Here is a 20,959-nt window from a genome sequence, read left to right on the forward strand (position 1 = left end):
AAAACCCCAGCGCGGCCGCGTTGGGGTCACGACTCAGGTGCTATTGTTTCCAAGTGGAATCGGGAGCTATCTAATGTCGCGACTAACGAGAGTGAAAAAAGTAACAACCATTGCAGGTACATTTGCGATGGCGTTGGGTATCGGCTTTGTCATGCAATACGACGATGCGGATGCAGCGCGCTACCAACCTGATGCCCACATTGAGCTTCGCAAGCCGGTTTTGTTGGTCGATTATTCGCCGCTGACTGCGTTGGATAGCATGTCGCCAAAGGCGGAAAACCCTGCATCTGTTTATATGACATCGACATCGAATTTGGCGGTTGATCCCGATAGTGTGAAGCTGATCGCGTTGATCGAAGACGTCGAACCCGTGGACAGCCAAAGCTTGTTTGCACAAACTCAATCGAACGCCAGCCCGAGACGCGATTGCGGAATTAGCGCCGTAACCGCACCCAATGCAACGGGTTCGGTGGCAATGACGGTTGCATCGGAATGCCGTGCGGACATGCCGTTCACGGTCAGCCATAACGGGCTTTCGTTTTCTGCACAGACGGATGCCGAAGGTACTGCGAAACTAACGGTGCCCGCGCTGTCCGAAGATGCGACCTTCTTTATCACATTCAGCGACGGCAAAAGCTTTGCAACGTCGACCTACGCACCGGATGCATCGCTGTACAACCGCGTGGTGTTTCAGTGGGAAGGCCACGAGGGATCGTACCTGCAAGCCGACGACGCGAACATTGTGTTGCTTGGCGAAAACGTCGGTGCAATCCCCCGGTTCGCACAAATCTATACGTTTCCGGCGGACACCGACATGGCAACTGGATTGGCCGACATTGACGTGATTGCCCAAGTCACCGATCTGAACTGCGGTCAGGCGCTTGTCGCCGAAAGCTTTTCGATCTTTCCGGGCGTTGTTGACCTTGCGTTTAAGGACATCCGCATCACACTTCCGAGTTGTGAACAGGTTGGCGCAACTCTTGAGTTGAAAAAGGTACTGGGGGAACAGACACTCGCTGCGAGATGACTCGAGATTGTTTGGCCCCATTTACGAAAAAACTGAAAACTGCGGTATGTATTGCCGCAGTTTTGCTGTGTGCGTCTGGCGCTGCGGCTGATCCTGTTACGGTCACATCCAAGAGTGGCGGCTTGGCGTTGACGGGTGATGTGGTCGGGTATGATGGCGCGTTTTTGCAGTTGCATACTGATTACGGGCCTTTGACGCTGCATTACGGCGCTGTTGACTGCGAGGGCGCGGATTGCCCTGATCCTGAAAACTTCGTTCCGATTGTACGGATGTCCGGCGCAGCACGGATGGTCGAGGTCGCGATGCCGGCCTTGGTTGAAGCGTTCGGCCGGTCCTATGGCTGGCAGTCGGTCCTGACCCAAATTGATCCGATACATTTTGAAGTCGCATTACTGGATGACGCCGAGGTCACGCAGGCCACGTTTGCATTCCGGATTACCACCACCGACGAAGGCTTCGCCGATCTTGTGGCGTTTGAAGCGGACATGGCGCTGGCCGTGCGCGAAATTCATGCGGATGAAGCGCAGTTGGCAATGGACGCGGGGCTAGGTGATTTGACCGCGCCACGGCAAAGTCGGATCATCGGCTTGGATGCGCTTGTGCCTGTGGTGCATCCAGCGTTGGAGTTAGACGCGATTGCCCTGCAAGACGTCGCCCGCGTGTTTCGCGGATTGGTCGATAACTGGGCGGATATCGGCGGTCCCGATTTACCTGTGCAGCGGCACCTCGGTCCCGACGGGAACGGGCAAATGCAGTTCTTTGAGGATCGGGTAATCAGTCTGGGGCGCGGGACACTGGCGCAAGACGTCATACGCCATACTGACTTCGAGGCGTTGCGCAGCGCGGTGTCTGAAGTGCCCGGCAGTATTGCAGTTTTGCCGTTCAGTAAGACGGGGAATACACAGCCATTAGCCTTGCGCGATGCCTGTGGGTTCACGTCGATCCCCGTTACGACGACGTTAAAAACCGAAGATTATCCGCTGACAGAGCCTCTGTTTCTTTACATTCCAGATCGTATTCAGCCGCAAATTGTGCGCGACTTTTTGGCGTGGCTGCGTGGGCCAGAGGCGCAACTGGTGGTCAGGCGTTCCGGTTTTGTTGATCAAGGTGCCGTGCCGATCTCGCTTGATGCCCAAGGGCAGCGTTTCGCAAATGCGATTGCCAATGCGGGCGAAGACATTCCGCTGGTTGAATTACAACGGATGGTGCGCGTGTTGATGCCACGCACGCGGTTGTCGACGAGTTTCAGGTTTGAGGTCGGATCAACGCGGCTAGACGCGCAGTCTCGATCAAATTTGATGGCGCTGGGGCAAGCGATCAGGGACGGGCGCTATGATGGGCAAAGCCTGATGTTGGTTGGCTTTAGCGATGGGCGCGGTGCGCCGCAGCCAAACCGTGAATTGTCGAGTGCGCGTGCTGAAGCGGTGAAGCGCGCATTGACCGCGGCATTGGGTAGCTTGCCTGATGATGTCACCGTCGAGACCGAAGCCTTTGGTGAAGCGCTGCCAATGGGCTGCGACGACACCGAATGGGGGCGGCAAATGAATCGCCGTGTCGAGCTATGGATCAATCAAAGTAATCCTTGAGCCCTGAAAGAGAACTCGCGAGATTGTCCAATGATAAGGTGGTCGTGCAGGGTGATCCGCAAAGGTTTCACCGCGTCCGCAATCTGCTGCGTCATGGTGATGTCGGATTGGCTGGGTGTTGGATCGCCGGACGGATGGTTGTGAACCAGAATAATTGCGGCGGCGTTCAGGTCCAGCGCCCGCTTCACGACCTCGCGGGGGTAGACGGGGACGTGATCGATTGTTCCGTTGGCCTGTGTCTCATCCGCGATCAATGTGTTTTTCGTATCAAGATACAGCACACGAAGCTGTTCAGTGTCGCGATGCGCCATGATGGTGTGACAATAGTCGATCAACGCGTCCCAACTCGACACGATAGGGCGTTGCAGGATTTTCGCGCGTGACAGGCGATGCGCGGCGGCTTCGATCATCTTGATCTCTAAGGCGGCTGCCTCGGTGACGCCGCTGACCTTGAGTAGGCGATGCAATGGTGCGGACACGACCCTGTTAAAATCGCCGAATTGTTCAAGCAAATCGATGCAAATCGCCCGAACGTCGTGGCGGGGAATGGCGCGGACTAGGATCAATTCAAGAAGCTCGCAATCCAACATTGCGGGGCCGCCACCCATCGCAAAACGGTCCCGTAGGTGTTTGCGGTGGACGCTGATGTGTGGGGTTGCACGATCAATGACAGGCGCAATGGCCTGAACATCGTCGTCGAAAAAAGAGCGGGCTTCGGCAAAGTGTGACATTGCCGAAGCTTGTGGTGATTCTGGTGAACGGCGGGTTAACGTCGCTCACCAGAATTGGGTTTTAACCCTTCATCCCGTCCCAGAATGATTTCACAGACTTAAAGAACGATGACCCTTCGGGGTTGTTCTCTGCTGCGATCTCGTCGAATTCCTTGAGGATTTCTTTTTGGCGAGACGTCAGGTTCACGGGGGTTTCCACGGCAAGTTCGATGAACATGTCGCCTTGGCCACCGCCACGCAGTGCGGGCATACCTTTGCCACGCAGGCGCATTTGACGCCCAGATTGCGACCCTTCAGGGATCTTCACGCGAGAGCGGCCACCGTCGATTGTCGGTACTTCGATCTCGCCACCAAGAGCGGCAGACGTGATTGAGACAGGCACGCGACAGAACAGGTTGGTGTTTTCGCGTTCAAACAGCTTGTGATCGTTCACCTCGATGAAGATATACAGGTCGCCAGTTGGACCGCCGCGCATCCCAGCTTCGCCTTCACCAGCGAGACGAATACGGGTGCCAGTTTCAACGCCAGCCGGGATGTTGACCGACAAAGATTTCTCTTTCTCGACGCGTCCTTGGCCGTGGCATTTGTCACATGGGTTTTTGATCGTTTGGCCCATGCCAGAACAGGTCGGGCAAGTGCGTTCAACAGTGAAGAAACCTTGCTGCGCGCGGACCTTACCCATGCCGGCACATGTCGGACAGGTCACGGGTTCGGACCCACCTTCGGCACCAGTGCCGTTACAGCCATCACAGCTAACAGCAGTCGGCACGTTCACGGTTTTCTGCATGCCCGCAAAGGCGTCTTCTAGGTTGATGCGCAGATTGTACCGCAGGTCGTTGCCGCGTTGGGCACGTGCCCGTCCGCCACCGCCACCACGGCCGCCCATCATGTCGCCAAATAGGTCGTCAAACACATCAGAGAAGGCAGAGGCAAAGTCACCTTGACCGCCGCCGCCGCGTTGACCGCCGCCGCCCATACCGCCTTCAAAGGCTGCGTGGCCGTACCGGTCATAAGCGGCTTTTTTCTCGGGGTTTTTCAGTACGTCGTAGGCTTCGTTCGCTTCTTTGAACTGCGCCTCGGCGTTTGGATTGTCAGTGTTGCGATCAGGGTGAAGTTCTTTCGCCTTGGTGCGATAGCCCTTCTTGATCTCAGCCTCAGACGCGCCTTTGGCGACGCCGAGTGTCTCGTAATAATCTCTTTTTGCCATGGTATCTTCCCCCTTTGGGAACGGAAAAGACCGGCCCGCTGTAAACGGACCGGTCCAGTCGTTTAGCCCGTGGGCTTAGTCACGCTTGTCGCCGTCCAGATCTTCGAAGTCAGCGTCGAGAATGTCGTCGTCGCCGCCTTCATCCGCACCTTTTGGTTCTTCAACGCCTTCTTCAGCATCTTGGGATGCTTTGTAGATGGCTTCGCCCAGTTTCATCGCTGATTCTGTGACGTTCTGAATACCGGCTTTGATCTTGTCCGGGTTGTCGCCTTCGAGATCGTCTTTCAACGCAGCGATAGCCAATTCGATGGCTTCGATGGTTGTTGGATCGACTTTCTCTTTGTGCTCTTCCATGGACTTTTCAGTCGAGTGGATCAGGCTTTCCGCTTGGTTCTTGGCGTCAACGAGTTCGCGGCGTGCTTTATCAGCATCAGCGTTCTCTTCGGCGTCGCGTACCATTTGCTCGATATCGTCGTCAGACAGACCACCGGATGCTTGGATCGTGATGTTCTGTTCTTTGCCGGTGCCTTTGTCTTTGGCCCCAACAGACACGATGCCGTTGGCGTCGATGTCGAACGTAACCTCAATCTGTGGCATGCCGCGTGGTGCTGGCGGGATATCTTCGAGGTTGAACTGACCAAGGATTTTGTTGTCCGCAGCCATTTCGCGCTCACCTTGGAACACACGCAAAGTTACAGCGTTCTGGTTGTCTTCGGCAGTTGAGAAGACCTGAGATTTCTTGGTCGGGATCGTTGTGTTCCGGTCGATCAGACGTGTGAACACACCACCAAGCGTTTCAATACCCAAGGACAGCGGTGTTACGTCGAGCAGAACAACGTCTTTAACGTCACCCTGAAGAACACCAGCCTGAATGGCCGCACCCATCGCAACAACCTCATCAGGGTTCACGCCCTGGTGTGGTTCTTTGCCGAAGAATTTAGTCACTTCTTCTTTGACGCGTGGCATACGTGTCATACCGCCAACCAACACGACTTCGTCGATGTCGGATGTGGACAGGCCAGCGTCTTTCAACGCAGCTTGGCATGGCTTGATGGACGCTTTGATCAGGTCAGCAACGAGGCTTTCCAGTTTCGCACGTGTCAGTTTCATCACCATGTGCAACGGCTGACCGTTAGAACCCATAGAGATAAACGGCTGGTTGATTTCAGTCTGGCTGGAAGACGACAGTTCGATCTTCGCTTTTTCAGCTGCTTCTTTCAGACGCTGCAATGCCATCTTGTCTTGGGTCAGATCGACAGAGTGCTCTTTCTTGAACTCGCCTGCGAGGTAGTCAACGATGCGCATGTCAAAGTCTTCACCGCCGAGGAACGTGTCGCCGTTGGTGGATTTCACTTCGAACAGGCCGTCGTCGATTTCAAGGATCGTGACGTCGAATGTACCGCCGCCAAGGTCATAGACCGCGATTGTCTGAGTTGTTTCTTTGTCGAGGCCGTAAGCCAGCGCAGCCGCTGTTGGCTCGTTGATGATGCGCAGCACTTCGAGGCCAGCGATTTTGCCGGCGTCTTTGGTGGCCTGACGCTGGGCGTCGTTAAAGTACGCAGGAACGGTAATAACCGCCTGTGTCACATCTTCGCCAAGGTAGCTTTCCGCAGTCTCTTTCATCTTACCGAGGATGAACGCAGAGATTTGCGAAGGAGAGTACTTCTCGCCTTTTGATTCTACCCAAGCAGCACCGTTGCCGCCGTCGACAACTTTGAACGGCATATTCTTTTTGTCTTTTTGCAGGACCTTGTCGTTTACGTTACGACCGATCAGGCGTTTGACAGCAAAGATTGTGTTTTCTGGGTTTGTGACGGCCTGACGTTTGGCTGGTTGGCCAATGAGGCGTTCGTCATCTGTGAAAGCGACGATGGACGGTGTTGTCCGTGCGCCTTCAGCGTTCTCGATCACGCGGGGCTTAGAGCCGTCCATGATCGCAATACAAGAGTTGGTGGTCCCGAGGTCGATACCAATAACTTTAGCCATGTTTCAAATCCCTTACGTTTAGGCGGTTTGAGCAGCGCGAACCCGCTTACGGCACCCGCGCCTGAGTTAAACTAGATCAGCAAGGGCACGCCCTGTGCTGTGATCGAACGGTATATAGGGATGGGTTTTCGAGGCTGCAAGCAGTCGGGGGCGGATAAACCGGAACAAAGTGCAAGTTTTACGGGTGATGTGGCGGATTAAGCAGATGTGGTCACGAAACGTCGTCAAATTGCGGCTTTTCCCGCATTTTGAGGCGGTAAGCCTGTCGTGGAGTTGCCGTAACGCAAGTGTTAGAGAAAGAATGTGTGATGCGCATTTGACGCCGCATCGCGCAACGGGAGGGTGAATATCGTGCAGCTGACAGAAAACCACAGGGCGATGCTAGCTGATGTGCTGAAATGGCGGCGCGATGTCCGGCATTTTCGACGTGATCCTATTGATCCTGACGTCTTGGCGCGGCTGCAAAAGAGTATGACTTTTGCCCCATCTGTCGGGAACGCGCGGCCATGGCGGGTTATTCAGGTCGAAAATCCCGATTTACGGGCGCAGATTATCGCGAACTTTGAGGCATGTAACCGTGCGGCGGCGCAGGCTTACGCTGATGATGAACAGGCAGATTACTTGGCGCTCAAGCTGGCTGGCTTGCACGAAGCGCCTGTGCATCTGGCGGTGTTCACTGATCTAAGTGTTGACGAGGGGCGCGGGCTAGGGCGGCAATCGATGCCTGAGACGCTGTCGTATTCCACCGTGATGGCGATTTATACGCTGTGGTTGGCCGCGCGTGCGGAAAATATCGGGCTTGGCTGGGTATCGATTCTTGATCCAACCGCCGTCGCCGCCACGTTAGAGACGCCAGAAAATTGGCTATTCACTGGCTATTTGTGTCTGGGACATACCGCATCAGATTCCGATACGCCGCTTTTGCACGAAACTGGGTGGCAAGAAGACACCGCGCAGGATTGGCAGATTCGTTAGTGGTTTGCGTCCATCGTGCAGCAACCGGATTGGACGTAATTTCCGTCTGGGGCTTCGGTAAATAGGGTCGCTTTCCAGCCGAATTCACGGTCCGACATGCCGTCGCCGCAGTAGCCTTTTTGGACAATCAGTGTCCGGTTTAAGGTGGGCCCCTCTTGGAATACGGCCATCGCGCCGTTCAGCGCGCCCATGCCTTGGGTCATTTCCAGATCTCGACGTTCAAACCCAAGCTCGTGGTATTCGTCCCCGCGCGTTGTCACGTTGAGCGTCCAAAATGGTTCGGTCCCTAAGCAAGTCATTGGACGGGGAAACGCATTTTCATCTTGGTGGTCAGAGCGTTCGAGGTATCGCATCGCGACCCAGCCGTTGCGTTCGCCCATACCGACAAAACCCCATGCGCCGTCAGAACTAGTGGTGATCACCTCGATGTTCAGCGTGTGCGGCCCGTATTCCCCGATGATTTCAGCAGAGGCATCCGGCTTTGCGCGGATGTTGAGCGTATCGTCAGCGGCAACACCGCGGGTCACGAAATGCGCAGGCAGCGTGTCAGCGACCACAGGCGAGGCGCAAAGGAGAAGGAATGCGAGTGCTTTGATCACCGTCCCGCACTCCAGCTGACTGATGCGTTTTTACGGGTGTAAAATTCAGCCATCAGCCCGATCATGATCAGGCCTGCACTGACGTACAACGGATAGGTCCACGAGCTAAAGTGCGGATTGTAATGCAAAAAGATAAAGCCACGCGCCTGATCAATCGCATGAAATAGCGGGTTCCAATCGAACAGGACCAGCATGGACGATGGCAAAGAGTTCGCCACAAACATCTTGCCCGACGCGATCATGTTCGCCCGCGAATAGATGTTTGATCCGATGGTCGCAAAACCGGGTGCCCAAGGCTTGATCGCGAGGAAAATCATGCCAACGCCAACGCCGGAAATCCATGCAATCAGGACCATCCCATAAGCGCCAACCATGTTGTCGATCACCACGGGCGTCACTGCCACGTGGTAGATGAAAAGCACCGTCACCAGTGAAAGCGTCTGCAAGTATAGCGAGGACAGCGCCGCCGCCGAGATACTGATCGCGGTGTTCATCGGGGCGTGCTGCATCATCGGCGACGCGGGGCCTTCGGACCCGACGACAGCGCCCATCGCCTTTGTATGCGTGAGGAACAGGAAAATGCCGGACATAATATAGAGTAGAAAATCGCCACGGATCGCGCTGCCCCGCATGCCGAGAAACAGAAAGAGCAAAAAGAAGGTCAGCACAAAGATGACCGTTTGCAGCATGTTCATCAGCAGGCCGATAAAGGCGTTACGGTGATCTTTGCGAACTTCGCGCACGGTGGCATGATAGATCAACTCTAACATGCCTAGAACTGTGCGGGACCGCGTTTGTCGGGTCTCTACTTGGAACATGAGGCGAAATCCTGCTCGTTTGGGTGTGTTTGGCGCGTTGTAGAGAAAGGTCTAACACGAAATTCTTGAAGTCTCGTTAGTGTACGATCATAAAGCTGGAAACTTTAATTTTCAACGTTCCCAGTGATTGCTGGTTCGAATTGATAGGTACTTTGATGGATTATGATCTTCTCACAACAGTGATGCGCCGCCTTTCTTTGGAAGCGGGGGATAAGATCATGGAAATCTACAATGGGCCGGACTTTGAAGTAAAATCCAAAAGCGACGACAGCCCAGTGACGATTGCGGACGAAGCAGCTGACGCGATTATCAGCGATGGGTTGCGCAAAGTGTTCCCAGATGTCGCTTTGGTGACAGAAGAACAGGCCGCATCGCATGCGGTGACAGCCAATACGTTTTTAATTGTTGATCCGCTGGATGGCACGAAAGAGTTCATCAACCGTCGTGGCGATTTCACGGTAAACATCGCATATGTCGTAGATGGCGTGCCTGTACGCGGCGTCGTTTATGCGCCTGCGAAAGGCCGGATGTTCTTTACTGATGCCGATGGTGTGTCCGTCGAAGAAATGGGCGATTTCGCAAAAGACACGATTGGTGAACTAAAGCCGATCAAGGTCACGACCCCTGATAACGATGCCCTGATGGTCGTCGCGTCCAAGTCGCACCGTGATCAGGCGACAGACGATTATATCAACAAATACAACGTCAAAGACATGAAAAGCGCGGGGTCGTCGCTGAAATTCTGTCTCGTCGCAACTGGCGAAGCGGACATTTATCCGCGCGTTGGCCGCACGATGGAATGGGACACAGCCGCAGGTCACGCGGTTCTGACGGGTGCTGGCGGTGACGTCGTGCGCTTTGATGATCACACGCCGTTGCGCTACGGAAAAGAGATTTTCGCGAACCCGTTTTTCATCGCATATGCGCCGGGTGTGACGCTTCAAAAACCGTGACGCGGTTTTAAATTTGCAGAAAACTTAACGCTTTATAGTCGCTTAACGCCTAATTTTCCCCACTAAAATGGGTGAGTTAGTCCTTTAAGCGAATCCATCTACGTTGCATCATCACATTGCGCTTTACCTAAGGAAATTGGAGTGGACACCATGAAGAGAAAAGTCACCAAGGCAATTTTCCCTGTTGCTGGAATGGGGACGCGGTTCTTGCCCGCGACAAAGTCCGTTCCAAAGGAAATCATGACATTGGTGGACAAACCGCTGGTGCAATACGCGATTGACGAGGCTCGCGAGGCCGGAATCAAAGAGTTTATCTTTGTGACGTCGCGGGGCAAAGGCGCGTTGGAAGACTACTTTGACCACTCACCGCAACTGGAACAATCCTTGCGGAAGGCTGGCAAGTTGGACCTGTTGGATATTTTGAAATCGACCAACATGGATAGCGGCGCGATTGCCTATATTCGCCAGCACAAGGCGCTGGGTCTTGGCCACGCGGTTTGGTGCGCCCGTCGTTTGATCGGCAACGAACCTTTTGCTGTAATGTTGCCTGACGACGTGATCGCGGGCGAAACAGGCTGCTTGAAGCAAATGATCGACGCCTACGAAGAAACTGGTGGCGCAATGGTTGCCACGATGGAAGTCGCACCAGAGGCGACATCGTCTTATGGTATTCTTGATGCGGACAACGATGGCAGCCAACTTGTGAAAGCGCGCGGCATGGTCGAAAAACCTGCGGCTGGTGAAGCACCATCGAACCTTGCTGTGATTGGTCGCTATATTATTACGCCGAAGGTGTTGAATAACCTCAGCAAAATCTCCGAGGGCGCTGGCGGTGAATTGCAACTGACCGACGCGATTGCCCAAGAGATCGTCGAAGGGCGTGATGTTTTCGGGTTTAAATTCAAAGGCGAACGCTACGACTGCGGCTCTAAAGCTGGGTTCTTGCAAGCGACGGTAGCATTTGCGCTGGCGCGGCCTGAACTGCGCGGCGAACTTTCCGCGTATCTGCGCGAAACCGTCGCCCCACAAATCGCGGCTGACTAACCCTTGCAAGGGTCGTCCGCTTTGCAGGCTTATCGGTTGCGGATCAGACGCAAGCGATTCCTGCTGCGGGCTTGGCGGAAACGCACGCAACTGCGGTTGGACATAGATCGGACGGAGCAAATCGCGCCGCCCGATATTTTGTGTTTCGTGACATTGCGAAACGAAGCCCTGCGTCTACCGTTTTTTCTGGATCATCATCGGCGGCTCGGTGTGCGCCATTTCGTTGTCGTCGATAATGGCAGCGATGATGGGTCAGTTGAGATGCTGAAATCACAATCGGATGTATCGCTTTGGCGGACTGGCGATAGCTATAAATTATCGCGGTTCGGCATGGATTGGCTGACGTGGTTGCAGATGCAATATGGCGCTGGTCACTGGTGTTTGACTGTGGATGCCGACGAGGCGTTGATCTACCCTGATTGGGAAAATCGCGGATTAGCGGATTTGACGGGCTGGCTGGCTGATCGAAAGGTCCGGTCGTTTGGCGCGATTATGTTGGATCTATACCCAAAGGGGCCGCTTTCCGCGCAGCCCTATGTGGCGGGCGATGATCCGAGCAAAGCACTGGGTTGGTTTGATGCGGACAACTACCGCCGCACCCGAAATCCAAAGTTTCAGAGCGAATGGATTCAAGGCGGTGTGCGTGATCGCGTCTTTTTCCAAGATCGGCCAGAACGTGCGCCGACGCTGAACAAAGTCCCGCTGGTCCATTGGAAAAAGGGCTACGCTTATGTAACTTCGACCCACCACATGCTGCCGCGCAAGTTAAACCATGTATTTGATACGCAGGTTGACGGCCTGCCGTCCGGTGTTCTGCTGCATAGCAAATTTCTGAACACCATTGGCGCAAAATCAGCAGAGGAACGGGGTAGGCGCCAACACTTTGAGAACTCTGATCTTTATGACGATTATTACCAATCCCTGATCGACGACGTGGATTTGTGGTATGATGGATCAAAGCAATATCAGGGCTGGGAACCGCTGGTTGCGTGTAAACTGATGTCAAAAGGCGACTGGTCGGCGTGAACTATGCCGCTAAACCTTGTTTAATCTCAGGGTGTTGCTATTGATTGTTTCCAATTAGTAATCCGTTTTGAATTGACGCAATCAGCTATTAACAGAATTTGCGTATCATCTACCGGAACCGAATAGTAACGAGGCACGGTTGAGCGTTTGGTCATCATATCGGCTACGATTGAAGCGGAAGCGATTTAAAGTGCGCGCTCGCCGCAAAAGTCGTGAACTGCGCGCGCTTGCCAATCGCACCAGTGAAATCCGGCCAAACGATATTCTGCTATTCTGCACGATGCGGAACGAAGATGTGCGCATCCCGTATTTTCTACGCTATTACCGCGAGTTAGGTGTCGATCATTTTATTTTCGTCGACAACGGCAGCAACGATGGCGGCGCTGAATATCTGGCCAAGCAGCCGGATGTGTCGATCTGGTCCACAACCGCCAGTTACAAAAAATCCCGCTTTGGGCTGGATTGGCTGACCTATCTTCAGATGCGTTACGCCGACGATCATTGGACACTGACCGTTGATGTCGACGAATTTTTCGTCTTTCCGTTTTGCGATACGCGGCCTGTGCGTGCATTGACCGATTGGTTGGATAGTTCGAACATCCGGTCCTTTGGCGCGATGATGTTGGATATGTACCCCAAGGGTAAAGTGACGGACACGCCGTACCAACGCGATACGAATCCGCTGGATATCGCCCCTTGGTTTGATGCCGGAAACTACACGATTAGTCGGAATGATCAGTTCCGAAACCTGTGGATTCAAGGCGGGCCACGTGCGCGTGTCTTCTTTGCAGATAGGCCGAAAAGCGCGCCTGCACTGAACAAAGTGCCGCTGGTGAAATGGTCGAGCGATTATACATACGTCAGCTCAACACATATGCTGCTGCCGCGCGGTCTGAACCTCGTCTATGACGAATGGGGTGGCGAAAAAGCGTCGGGCGTTTTGCTGCACATGAAATTCCTCGACACGCTGGGTGCAAAAGCTGCAGAAGAATTATCGCGCGGTGAACACTACGCAGGTAGCGCCGAATACGCAGCCTATGCAGAGGGCTTGAAAACCAGCCCCGAGCTTTGGTGCAAATGGAGCGAAAAGTACATCAACTGGCGCCAACTTGAGATTCTCGGCATCATGTCCAAAGGAAACTGGGCATGAGTAGCGTCGGCATTGTCATATTAGTTCACACGGCGTTTGATCGGGCTGAACAGGTCATCCGACACTGGGTCAAGGGTGGCTGCCCTGTTGTAGTTCACGTGGATTCCAGTGTGCCGAACGGGACGTTTAAAGCGTTCGAGCGTAAGCTGAAGCCGCTGAAAACAGTCAAGTTTTCGAAACGATACCGCTGCGAATGGGGCACGTGGGGCATGGTTGCCGCGACGCAAAACGCGTCCGAAATGATGCTGACCAGTTTTCCTGATGTGCGCCACGTTTACCTTGCTTCTGGCTCGTGCCTGCCGCTGCGCCCTGTCGAGGAATTGCGCACGTATCTCGATGGTCGCCCGCGCACTGATTTCATCGAAAGCGCGACAACGGCGGATGTGCCTTGGACGGTCGGTGGTCTGGATAAAGAACGCTTCACGCTGCGGTTCCCGTTTTCGTGGAAAAAGCATCGGCGTTTGTTTGATGGGTACGTCCGTCTTCAACGGCGTTTCCGGTTCAAACGGCATATCCCGTCCGGTCTCGTGCCGCACATGGGCTCGCAGTGGTGGTGCCTGACGCGGCAAACATTGTCCGCGATCCTACAAGATCCGGACCGGCCCGCGTATGATGCTTACTTCAAAAAGGTCTGGATCCCTGACGAAAGCTATTTCCAGACGCTTGTGCGGCTCTATTCTCCGCACATCGAAAGCCGTTCGCTGACCCTGTCGAAGTTCGATTTTCAGGGTAAACCACATATTTTTTACGATGATCATCTGCAATTGCTGCGGCGGTCTGACTGCTTTGTTGCGCGTAAAACGTGGCCGCATGCGAACAGGCTCTATAATACATTCCTGAACCCCGATCCGGCAGCGTTTAAGGCGGCGGAACCCAATCCCGGCAAGATTGACCGCATTTTTGCAAAAGCGGTAGACCGTCGCACTTTGGGGCGTCCGGGGCTATATATGCAAAGCCGCTGGCCGCGTATGGATCGCGAAAACGGGCTGACATCGTCGCCTTATTCCGTGTTCGAAGGCTTTGTTGAACTGTTTGAGAATTTCGAATTTTGGCTCGCCAAAGAAACCGGCGCACGTGTGCATGGACATCTATATCACCCCGAAAAAGCGATGTTTGACGGCCGGCAGGATCATTTCCAAGGTGCGTTGTCGAACAGTGCGATTTTGCGGGATTACCAGCCGCATATGTTCCTAACGAACCTGATTTGGAACACACGTGGCGAACGGCAGGCGTTCCAATTTGGTCCCGACGACAATCAAAAGGTTGCACCGTCCTTTATTCGGGATCGCAACGCGCAAGTTTCTGTAATTTCAGGCGCTTGGGCTGTTCCGCTGTTCCTGTCGAACCGTAACTTCGCCGACATTCGCATCGATGCTGCGCGGATGCAGCAGGTTGAAACTGCACATTTGAACGCGCTGCGGGCAGCCGACACCAAGGCGCGTGTGCGGATTTGGACGATGGCCGATTTCATCGATAGCCCGATGGAAGCGTTGCAAACGATCGTCGATGAAATGACCGGAAAATCGGTGCGCACGGTGACAGAAGCACCACGCATGGTTGATTTACAGGGCTTTGGGCAGTTCTTACAGAACCTCAAAAATCAAGGGATGCACCCCTATTTGATGGGCGACTTCCCCGTCGAAAATGCAATCCCAGCGCCGAAATCCACCACCCGTAAACCCTATTTGGTACGTAAATAATGTCTCGTTTTGACTACTTTGTTGTGTTCGCTGAAATGCGGACTGGGTCCAATTTTTTGGAAGCGAATATCAACAGTTTTGACGGGTTAACTTGCCATGGCGAGGCGTTTAATCCGCATTTTGTTGGCTTCCCGAACGTGGATAATATCCTTGGCGTGACCCGCGACATGCGCGAGGCGGACCCGATTGGCCTGATCAACACGATCAAGACCAAGACACAGGGGCTGGGCGGTTTTCGGTTCTTTAATAACCACGATGCGCGGGCGTTGGCCGAAATTTTGCCGGACCCGCGCTGCGCCAAGATTGTCCTGACGCGCAATCCGATTGATAGCTACGTCAGCTGGAAAATCGCGAAAGCAACGGGACAGTGGAAGCTGACCAATATTAAACACGCCCGTAGCAGTCAGGTGAAATTCGACGCTGCAGAGTTTGAGCAGCACATGGCGGACCTACAAGCGTTTCAGGTCACGCTATTGAATACGTTGCAAAAATCGGGGCAAACTGCGTTTTTTGTAGCTTACGAAGACCTGCAAGACGTTGATGTGATGAATGGGTTGGCAGCGTTTTTAGGGACGGAGTCCCGCATTGATGCGCTTGATAAAAAACTGAAAAAGCAGAATCCAGAACCGTTGGAAGACAAACTGGTGAACTTTGACGCCATGGCGCAAGCTTTGGCCCGCATGGATCGGTTTAACCTTAATCGCACGCCGAATTTTGAGCCACGTCGCGGACCAAATGTGCCGACATTTATCGCCGCGCCGCGCGCGCCGCTGCTGTACTTGCCGTTGAAGTCCGGCCCCGTGGATGTCGTCACGGATTGGCTGTCGCAACTGGATGATGGCGCAGAGGTACTGACGAAGTTCAGCCAAAAAAGCCTGCGCCAATGGAAATCTGCGTACACCGATCACCGCACGTTTACTGTGTTGCGCCATCCGTTGTCTCGTGCGCACGCAGTGTTCTGCGATCGGATTTTGTCGACGATGAATGATAGCTTCCCAGAAATTCGCGCTAGCCTGATCAAGCAGCACGGCGTCCCGATTCCAAAGTTTGATCCGCTGCGCGATCCTGATGCTGGCTACGATATGGACGCGCATAAGACCGCGTTCTTAGCGTTTCTCGGGTTTCTGAAAAAGAACCTCGCGGGGCAGACCAGTCTGCGCGTTGATCCCGCTTGGGCGTCGCAACTGTCGTTGCTGCAAGGCATGGCCGACTTCACGATTCCTGATCTGATTGTACGTGAAGACCGGATGGGTCACGATTTGGCTATTCTGGCAGCTCACATCGGTCGTGAGACCATGCCGGGTATTCCAGAGGTGACTGATCCGCATGCGCAGCGTCTTGCCGAAATCTACGATGCCGACATAGAAGCAGCCGGTCGCGATGTATATCAGCGCGACTACGTTGCGTTTGGTTTTGGAAATTGGGCTTAAGCGGCCTGCGCGTGCGCTTCGGTGAGGATCGTGTGCAGTGTCGCAAGGTCCGCATTGGCCCGCAGTTTTGCCTGCATATCCGGATCGCGCAGCGTGCGCGACACCAAAGCGAGCGCTTTGAGGTGTTCAACGCCAGCATTTTCAGGTGCAAGCAACGCGAAAATCAGATCGACAGGCTGACGATCAACCGCGTCAAAATCAATAGGTTTTTCAAGGCGCAGGAACATGCCGCACACGCCTGTCACGTCGGCAAGGCGGGCATGGGGCAGGGCAATGCCATGCCCCACGCCTGTTGGTCCAAGGCTTTCACGGTTGATCAGTGCGTCGACAACATCGCCCGGATGAAACCCATAGGCAGTTTCGGCGATATCACCAAGGTCGTGAAAAAGCCGCTTCTTGCTTGTACAAGACGTCAGCGTTTTCACGGCTTCTGGTTTGAGGATCTTTGACAGTTCCATTCAACTCACTTTTCAACCGGTTAGGTTAACCCGCATTCTTCGGATCAACCCACCCAATATTTCCATCATCACGCCGATAAACGACATTGATTCCGTTATGTTTTTCGTTGCGGAACACCAGCACCGGGGCGTTGGACAGTTCCATCTGCATCACCGCTTCACCAGCAGACAAAGACGGGATTTTCGTCTCTATCTCGGCGATAATCATCGCGCTGACCGTATCTTGCTCCGCTTCGCCTGACTCGTCTGTTGGAGCGAGGATATAGGACCCCGCGTCCGAGAGTTCAACAGGCTGTGATCTCTCCTTGTGGTGATCCTTCAGGCGACGCTTATAACGCCGAAGTTGTTTGTCCATCTTTTCGAGGGACGCATCAAAGGCAGCGTAAATTTCGGTAGCGTGTCCAGTAGCTTGTGCTGTGAGGCCCGTCGACAAATGCACGATGGATTCGCAAACATATTCATGTCCGGACTTCGAAAAAACAATGTTAGCATCCGTCGGACGTCCCGCATATTTCTCGAGAACAGCCCCTAATTCGCTCTGAACATGGGTCTGAAGCGCGTTGCCTGTGTCGATTTGCTTACCACTGATCTGATACCGCATAGGTTCTCCAATATTGACTGGTACACGCCGCAACGCCGGTAAAATACACCATTTTAGGCGGCAAATGTGTACGATGGGAAAGGTGATAACGACAAGTTTATCAATGCCTTACCAGAGGCATCGGCCACATGGGCCTGACGGTAGTGAAGGGCGTGAAACCTGTCTGTCATCCACTCCATTGGGCGCGTAATTGCGCTATTTGTCAATGATAAGCTGGCGACGCGGTGAACAAGTTCATACCACGCGGAAACTATCGCCCAGATAAACGCGCCGCACATTTTCGTCTTTGATGACTTCTTCGGTTGTGCCGCTCATCAGAACCTTACCATCATGCAAAATATAGGCACGATCCACGATTTGAAGTGTTTCCTGCACGTTGTGATCGGTGATCAGCACACCGATTCCGCGGTTCTTGAGGTCAGCAACAAGATGCCGAATTTCCCCGACGGCAATCGGATCGACCCCCGCAAAAGGTTCATCCAGCAGCACATATTTCGGGCCAGCCGCCAAACAGCGCGCGATTTCGGCGCGACGGCGTTCACCACCGGACAGCGCAAGCGCGGGTGCGCGACGCAGGTGTTCGATGGAAAATTCAGACAGTAGTTCTTCGAGACGTTCGCGTTGTTTCTTTTTCGACGGCACCGCGATCTCAAGGATCGCTTTGATGTTGTCCTCGACAGACAGCCCCCGAAAAATAGACATTTCCTGTGGAAGATATCCGATCCCAAGCTTCGCACGGCGATACATTGGCAGTGTGGTAACTTCACGTCCGTCGATGATGACTTGCCCGCCTTCGGGCGTCACAAGGCCAGCGATGGAGTAGAAACAGGTCGTTTTACCGGACCCGTTCGGACCCAACAGTGCCACGACCTCACCGCGTCCAAGCGTCAGGCTCACGTCCCGAATAACGGTCCGCTTGCGATAGCTTTTGCGCAGATTGACGATCCGCAGGCCAACGTCGCCGTCTTTCACCGAAAGTTCCGTCATCAGTTGCCTTGCTGGAACACGGTACGCACGCGGCCCTCCATCTGGGCGTTTCCGGTTTCCACGTCGATGATCATGCGGTCCGCTGACAGGGCTGATGGGCCTTGCGTCAACAAGACTTCACCGCTGAGAACAAGCTGACCATTTTTGAGATCGTAGTTCGCAGTCTGCGCTTCTGCCGCTTCGGTAGCCGTCGTGAAAGTCACGCCGCCGCTCGCCGCAAAGCTGGCAATATCGCCGCTGACGCCATCGTAGACCACTTGCGCACGGCCTGCAGCGATCCGCAAATCACCTTGGCCGATCAACACGTTACCTTCGAAAATCGCGGTGCCTGTGTCTTGGTCAACTGACAGGCTATCGGCGGCAACTTCGACGGGGGCGCTGGGGTCCGTTGTGACCCCGCCAAGGTCAATGTTGGTCTGGGCCAGCGCAGGGCTGGCCGACAGCAGGGCAAAAAGCGCGATCCATCTGATCATCTGGTCTGTCCTCTCGCCACTAAGGCTGTGTTGGTTCTGGGGTGTATAGCAGGCGAACGCCTTGTGTGAATAGCATCTGCTGTCCGGTGCCGTCTTTCGAGATCATTATGCGTACTTTGCCCGCCGACAATTCGCCAAACGGGGCTTGGATTTCAAGATCGCCGTCCGACACGATTTCACCGGTGAGGAGGTTCGCAGTCAGGCCGACAGTTTCCATCGTGTAACCGCTGGATGTGGTCACGCGGGATAGTCCATTCAGGCGGGCGGTTTGGGCTTTGCTGTTCAAAATGCTCATGCCAGAGGTGACATTCATCGTAGTGCCGTCAGCGGAATCGACGTCAATCACGAGGTCTGCAACCAGCAACGTGTCATCATTTTCCATGTCAGGTTTGGCAGTGCGTGCGGACACGGCAATCACGGACCCATCATCGGTGACGCTAGAAAACTGTGGGGCAGTGATCTGTTGCTCGCGCGCGAGTTCTTCGATTTGCGCGATAGGGATGTCAGGCTCGTCCGTAGAGGTGCGCGCGAACAGGAAAAGCGTGGACAGCAGCGCAATCGCGATCAGTGGCAAGATAATCTTTACCCATCCGACGAACCACGTGTGAAAGTTGTTATAGGTCGCCATCATCCGCCTCTAATGCGCAAAGATGTCCATGTCTGGCCACCCATCAAGATCAAGTTTCGCGCGCATCGGCAGGAAATCAAAACACGCCTGTGCTGTCTCTGTGCGGCCTTCGCGGGCCAGCATGGCGTCGAACGCAGTTTTTAGCTTGTGTAAATGCAGAACATCGGACGCGGCATAGGAGAGTTGCGCGTCGGTCAGGGTCGCGGCGCCCCAATCGCTTTGTTGTTGGTATTTTGAGATATCCACGCCAACCATATCATGTAAAAGCGTGCGCAACCCGTGCCTGTCGGTGAATGTGCGTACCAGTTTCGACGCGATCTTGGTGCAGTATACAGGAGCCGCGAGCGTCCCGAATGCGTTGTGCATCGCGGCAATATCAAACCTGCCGAAGTGGAACAGTTTCAGCACGTCAGGATCGGCAAGCATCTTGCACAGGTTCGGCGCGTCGGTCTGTCCTTTGCGGACTTGGACAAGGTGACAATCGCCATCGCCGCTCGACATTTGAACTAGACACAGGCGGTCGCGATGCGGGTGCAGACCCATTGTTTCACAATCAATCGCGACAATCGGCCCAAGGTGTAGCCCGTCAGGCAAATCGTTTTGGTAAAGGTGGTTCGCCATCTGCGGTCTCCAAGTGGGTGCTTTGCAGATATGCGTTACACGGATCGAACGCAACTGAACGCGGTGGGGTCAGAGAACGCTCAGGTGGTGGCGTTCGAGCAATTGAAGCAACAGACCCTTGGCGACAGTCCGATGTTGGCGTTGAATTTGCTTTGCCAGATCAGCGTCACCGGCGCGAATGGCATCGACAAGCTTGCGATGCTCTTTGCTGGAATGCATCGGGGCAGGGCGAATATACAGTATGACCAGCCGCGCGCGACGCATCTGATCCGCCATGATTTGCGTGATCATGGAAATGCGGTCGTTGCCGCCGAGCCGCACCAATTCGCAGTGAAAAATATCATCAGCGGCGGCCCAATCGTCGCGGTTACACACCGCCACTGCGGCTTCCATGTCCGCGATGGCCTGCACCATTGGCGCAAGATCATCGTCGCTGAGATTACGTGCGGCTGCCCGTGCTGCGGCAAGACCTTCAAGCTCGGTCAGGACGTCGTAAACTTCTGCCATGTCTTTGGGCGTGAAGGGGGTGATGCGGACACCCTTGCGGCGACGCACTTCGACCAACCCCTGACATTCGAGGCGCAGCAATGCTTCGCGCACGGGGGTCCGTGACATGCCCAGCCGTTCGGCCAATTCGCCTTCTAGATGATCAGTGCCCGCACCAAGCTGACCCGAAAAGATAAGGTCCCTAAGCTGCGTGATCGCAAGCAGTGTATTTGACGACGCCGTTTCGGTATTGGACATGGTTTACTGTTTAACCTTTCGCATCAGCCGCGAGGACGCGACGCTTTGCTTTGATCAAATTTACTGGTTCTAATGTATGCGTAAAATTCAACGCTAAAATATTCAAAGAAGACACGTTCCCCGTGTTCGAGGGATTATATGCAGTAATACAAATGGGTTGGCAGGGGAAAATGGCAACAATCACGTCAAATTTACAGCACTGTCCGAGACCCACG

The 20,959-nt window shown here is 54.3% G+C and carries 21 protein-coding genes; 9 read left to right on the plus strand and 12 right to left on the minus strand.

The features are described from left to right. Positions 1-73: 73 nt before the first annotated feature. Both FHS72_RS04850 and FHS72_RS04855 read left to right on the plus strand, forming a co-directional pair. On the plus strand, positions 74-1,027 hold the full coding sequence (locus FHS72_RS04850) for a hypothetical protein (protein WP_183526376.1): 954 nt from the start codon (positions 74-76) through the stop codon (positions 1,025-1,027). Between the two features lie 11 nt (positions 1,028-1,038). Then, the gene (locus FHS72_RS04855) at positions 1,039-2,613 is read left to right on the plus strand and encodes a phosphate ABC transporter substrate-binding/OmpA family protein (RefSeq protein ID WP_246414478.1); all 1,575 of its coding nucleotides are present in this window, start codon (positions 1,039-1,041) and stop codon (positions 2,611-2,613) included. Here the strand turns inward: FHS72_RS04855 and radC are convergent. The 3 genes from radC to dnaK form a co-directional block, all read right to left on the minus strand. Next, positions 2,598-3,344, minus strand: a complete 747-nt coding sequence (gene radC, locus FHS72_RS04860) for a RadC family protein (RefSeq protein WP_183526381.1) — start codon at positions 3,342-3,344, stop codon at positions 2,598-2,600. The genes FHS72_RS04855 and radC overlap by 16 nt on opposite strands. Before the next feature lie 61 nt (positions 3,345-3,405). Continuing rightward, positions 3,406-4,551 carry a molecular chaperone DnaJ gene (gene dnaJ, locus FHS72_RS04865; RefSeq protein WP_183526384.1) on the minus strand — a complete coding sequence of 382 codons (1,146 nt, stop codon included), beginning with the start codon at positions 4,549-4,551 and terminating at the stop codon, positions 3,406-3,408. Between the two features lie 75 nt (positions 4,552-4,626). Next, positions 4,627-6,537 carry a molecular chaperone DnaK gene (gene dnaK, locus FHS72_RS04870; protein ID WP_183526387.1) on the minus strand — a complete coding sequence of 637 codons (1,911 nt, stop codon included), beginning with the start codon at positions 6,535-6,537 and terminating at the stop codon, positions 4,627-4,629. 351 nt (positions 6,538-6,888) lie between these two features. Between dnaK and bluB the strand changes: the two genes are divergently transcribed. Then, the gene (gene bluB, locus FHS72_RS04875; RefSeq protein WP_183526390.1) at positions 6,889-7,512 is read left to right on the plus strand and encodes a 5,6-dimethylbenzimidazole synthase; all 624 of its coding nucleotides are present in this window, start codon (positions 6,889-6,891) and stop codon (positions 7,510-7,512) included. Here the strand turns inward: bluB and FHS72_RS04880 are convergent. Continuing rightward, positions 7,509-8,111: a hypothetical protein gene (locus FHS72_RS04880; RefSeq protein ID WP_183526393.1), complete on the minus strand. Its 603-nt coding sequence runs from the start codon at positions 8,109-8,111 to the stop codon at positions 7,509-7,511. The genes bluB and FHS72_RS04880 overlap by 4 nt on opposite strands. Further along, the gene (locus FHS72_RS04885; protein WP_183526395.1) at positions 8,108-8,929 is read right to left on the minus strand and encodes an ABC transporter permease; all 822 of its coding nucleotides are present in this window, start codon (positions 8,927-8,929) and stop codon (positions 8,108-8,110) included. Before FHS72_RS04885 ends, FHS72_RS04880 begins: the two co-directional genes overlap by 4 nt. Before the next feature lie 155 nt (positions 8,930-9,084). Between FHS72_RS04885 and cysQ the strand changes: the two genes are divergently transcribed. From cysQ to FHS72_RS04915, 6 genes are all read left to right on the plus strand, one after another. Beyond that, positions 9,085-9,882, plus strand: a complete 798-nt coding sequence (gene cysQ / locus FHS72_RS04890; RefSeq protein ID WP_183526398.1) for a 3'(2'),5'-bisphosphate nucleotidase CysQ — start codon at positions 9,085-9,087, stop codon at positions 9,880-9,882. Positions 9,883-10,032: 150 nt separating this feature from the next. Beyond that, entirely contained in the window at positions 10,033-10,926 is an 894-nt protein-coding gene (gene galU / locus FHS72_RS04895) for a UTP--glucose-1-phosphate uridylyltransferase GalU (RefSeq protein WP_183526401.1), read from the plus strand. Positions 10,927-10,947: 21 nt separating this feature from the next. Then, positions 10,948-11,952 carry a glycosyltransferase family 2 protein gene (locus FHS72_RS04900; protein WP_246414482.1) on the plus strand — a complete coding sequence of 335 codons (1,005 nt, stop codon included), beginning with the start codon at positions 10,948-10,950 and terminating at the stop codon, positions 11,950-11,952. A 139-nt stretch (positions 11,953-12,091) separates the two neighbouring features. Next, the gene (locus FHS72_RS04905; protein WP_183526404.1) at positions 12,092-13,102 is read left to right on the plus strand and encodes a glycosyltransferase family 2 protein; all 1,011 of its coding nucleotides are present in this window, start codon (positions 12,092-12,094) and stop codon (positions 13,100-13,102) included. After that, a complete protein-coding gene (locus FHS72_RS04910; protein WP_183526407.1) occupies positions 13,099-14,802 on the plus strand; it encodes a DUF5927 domain-containing protein in 1,704 nt (567 codons plus the stop codon). The genes FHS72_RS04905 and FHS72_RS04910 overlap by 4 nt, the downstream gene beginning before the upstream one ends. After that, positions 14,802-16,232 (plus strand): sulfotransferase family 2 domain-containing protein, encoded by a 1,431-nt coding sequence (locus tag FHS72_RS04915; protein WP_183526410.1) that lies wholly within the window; start codon positions 14,802-14,804, stop codon positions 16,230-16,232. Before FHS72_RS04910 ends, FHS72_RS04915 begins: the two co-directional genes overlap by 1 nt. Here the strand turns inward: FHS72_RS04915 and FHS72_RS04920 are convergent. From FHS72_RS04920 to FHS72_RS04950, 7 genes are all read right to left on the minus strand, one after another. Beyond that, a complete protein-coding gene (locus tag FHS72_RS04920; protein ID WP_183526413.1) occupies positions 16,229-16,690 on the minus strand; it encodes a PTS sugar transporter subunit IIA in 462 nt (153 codons plus the stop codon). The genes FHS72_RS04915 and FHS72_RS04920 overlap by 4 nt on opposite strands. A gap of 25 nt (positions 16,691-16,715) precedes the next feature. Next, positions 16,716-17,291 carry a ribosome hibernation-promoting factor, HPF/YfiA family gene (hpf, locus tag FHS72_RS04925; protein ID WP_183526416.1) on the minus strand — a complete coding sequence of 192 codons (576 nt, stop codon included), beginning with the start codon at positions 17,289-17,291 and terminating at the stop codon, positions 16,716-16,718. A 234-nt stretch (positions 17,292-17,525) separates the two neighbouring features. Next, positions 17,526-18,278, minus strand: coding sequence for an LPS export ABC transporter ATP-binding protein (gene lptB, locus FHS72_RS04930; RefSeq protein ID WP_183526420.1), 753 nt, complete (start codon positions 18,276-18,278; stop codon positions 17,526-17,528). Next, a complete protein-coding gene (locus tag FHS72_RS04935) occupies positions 18,278-18,751 on the minus strand; it encodes an LptA/OstA family protein (protein ID WP_183526423.1) in 474 nt (157 codons plus the stop codon). Before FHS72_RS04935 ends, lptB begins: the two co-directional genes overlap by 1 nt. 19 nt (positions 18,752-18,770) lie before the next feature. Next, on the minus strand, positions 18,771-19,379 hold the full coding sequence (locus FHS72_RS04940; RefSeq protein WP_183526426.1) for a hypothetical protein: 609 nt from the start codon (positions 19,377-19,379) through the stop codon (positions 18,771-18,773). A 9-nt stretch (positions 19,380-19,388) separates the two neighbouring features. Next, a complete protein-coding gene (locus FHS72_RS04945; protein ID WP_183526429.1) occupies positions 19,389-20,000 on the minus strand; it encodes a ribonuclease D in 612 nt (203 codons plus the stop codon). A gap of 69 nt (positions 20,001-20,069) precedes the next feature. Then, entirely contained in the window at positions 20,070-20,744 is a 675-nt protein-coding gene (locus FHS72_RS04950; protein ID WP_183526432.1) for a GntR family transcriptional regulator, read from the minus strand. Between the last annotated feature and the right edge of the window lie 215 nt (positions 20,745-20,959).

The sequence above is a fragment of the Yoonia ponticola genome, from assembly GCF_014199395.1.
GTDB classification, from domain to species: domain Bacteria; phylum Pseudomonadota; class Alphaproteobacteria; order Rhodobacterales; family Rhodobacteraceae; genus Yoonia; species Yoonia ponticola.

Coding starts and splice junctions, on each gene's coding strand:
- FHS72_RS04935 (WP_183526423.1), bottom strand. CDS start 18,751: ATGATCAGATGGATCGCGCTTTTTGCCCTGCTGTCGGCCAGCCCTGCG.
- FHS72_RS04920 (WP_183526413.1), bottom strand. CDS start 16,690: ATGGAACTGTCAAAGATCCTCAAACCAGAAGCCGTGAAAACGCTGACG.
- dnaK (WP_183526387.1), bottom strand. CDS start 6,537: ATGGCTAAAGTTATTGGTATCGACCTCGGGACCACCAACTCTTGTATT.
- FHS72_RS04885 (WP_183526395.1), bottom strand. CDS start 8,929: ATGTTCCAAGTAGAGACCCGACAAACGCGGTCCCGCACAGTTCTAGGC.
- FHS72_RS04945 (WP_183526429.1), bottom strand. CDS start 20,000: ATGGCGAACCACCTTTACCAAAACGATTTGCCTGACGGGCTACACCTT.
- FHS72_RS04940 (WP_183526426.1), bottom strand. CDS start 19,379: ATGGCGACCTATAACAACTTTCACACGTGGTTCGTCGGATGGGTAAAG.
- radC (WP_183526381.1), bottom strand. CDS start 3,344: ATGTCACACTTTGCCGAAGCCCGCTCTTTTTTCGACGACGATGTTCAG.
- FHS72_RS04850 (WP_183526376.1), top strand. CDS start 74: ATGTCGCGACTAACGAGAGTGAAAAAAGTAACAACCATTGCAGGTACA.
- cysQ (WP_183526398.1), top strand. CDS start 9,085: ATGGATTATGATCTTCTCACAACAGTGATGCGCCGCCTTTCTTTGGAA.
- FHS72_RS04910 (WP_183526407.1), top strand. CDS start 13,099: ATGAGTAGCGTCGGCATTGTCATATTAGTTCACACGGCGTTTGATCGG.
- FHS72_RS04950 (WP_183526432.1), bottom strand. CDS start 20,744: ATGTCCAATACCGAAACGGCGTCGTCAAATACACTGCTTGCGATCACG.
- lptB (WP_183526420.1), bottom strand. CDS start 18,278: ATGACGGAACTTTCGGTGAAAGACGGCGACGTTGGCCTGCGGATCGTC.
- galU (WP_183526401.1), top strand. CDS start 10,033: ATGAAGAGAAAAGTCACCAAGGCAATTTTCCCTGTTGCTGGAATGGGG.
- hpf (WP_183526416.1), bottom strand. CDS start 17,291: ATGCGGTATCAGATCAGTGGTAAGCAAATCGACACAGGCAACGCGCTT.
- dnaJ (WP_183526384.1), bottom strand. CDS start 4,551: ATGGCAAAAAGAGATTATTACGAGACACTCGGCGTCGCCAAAGGCGCG.
- FHS72_RS04915 (WP_183526410.1), top strand. CDS start 14,802: ATGTCTCGTTTTGACTACTTTGTTGTGTTCGCTGAAATGCGGACTGGG.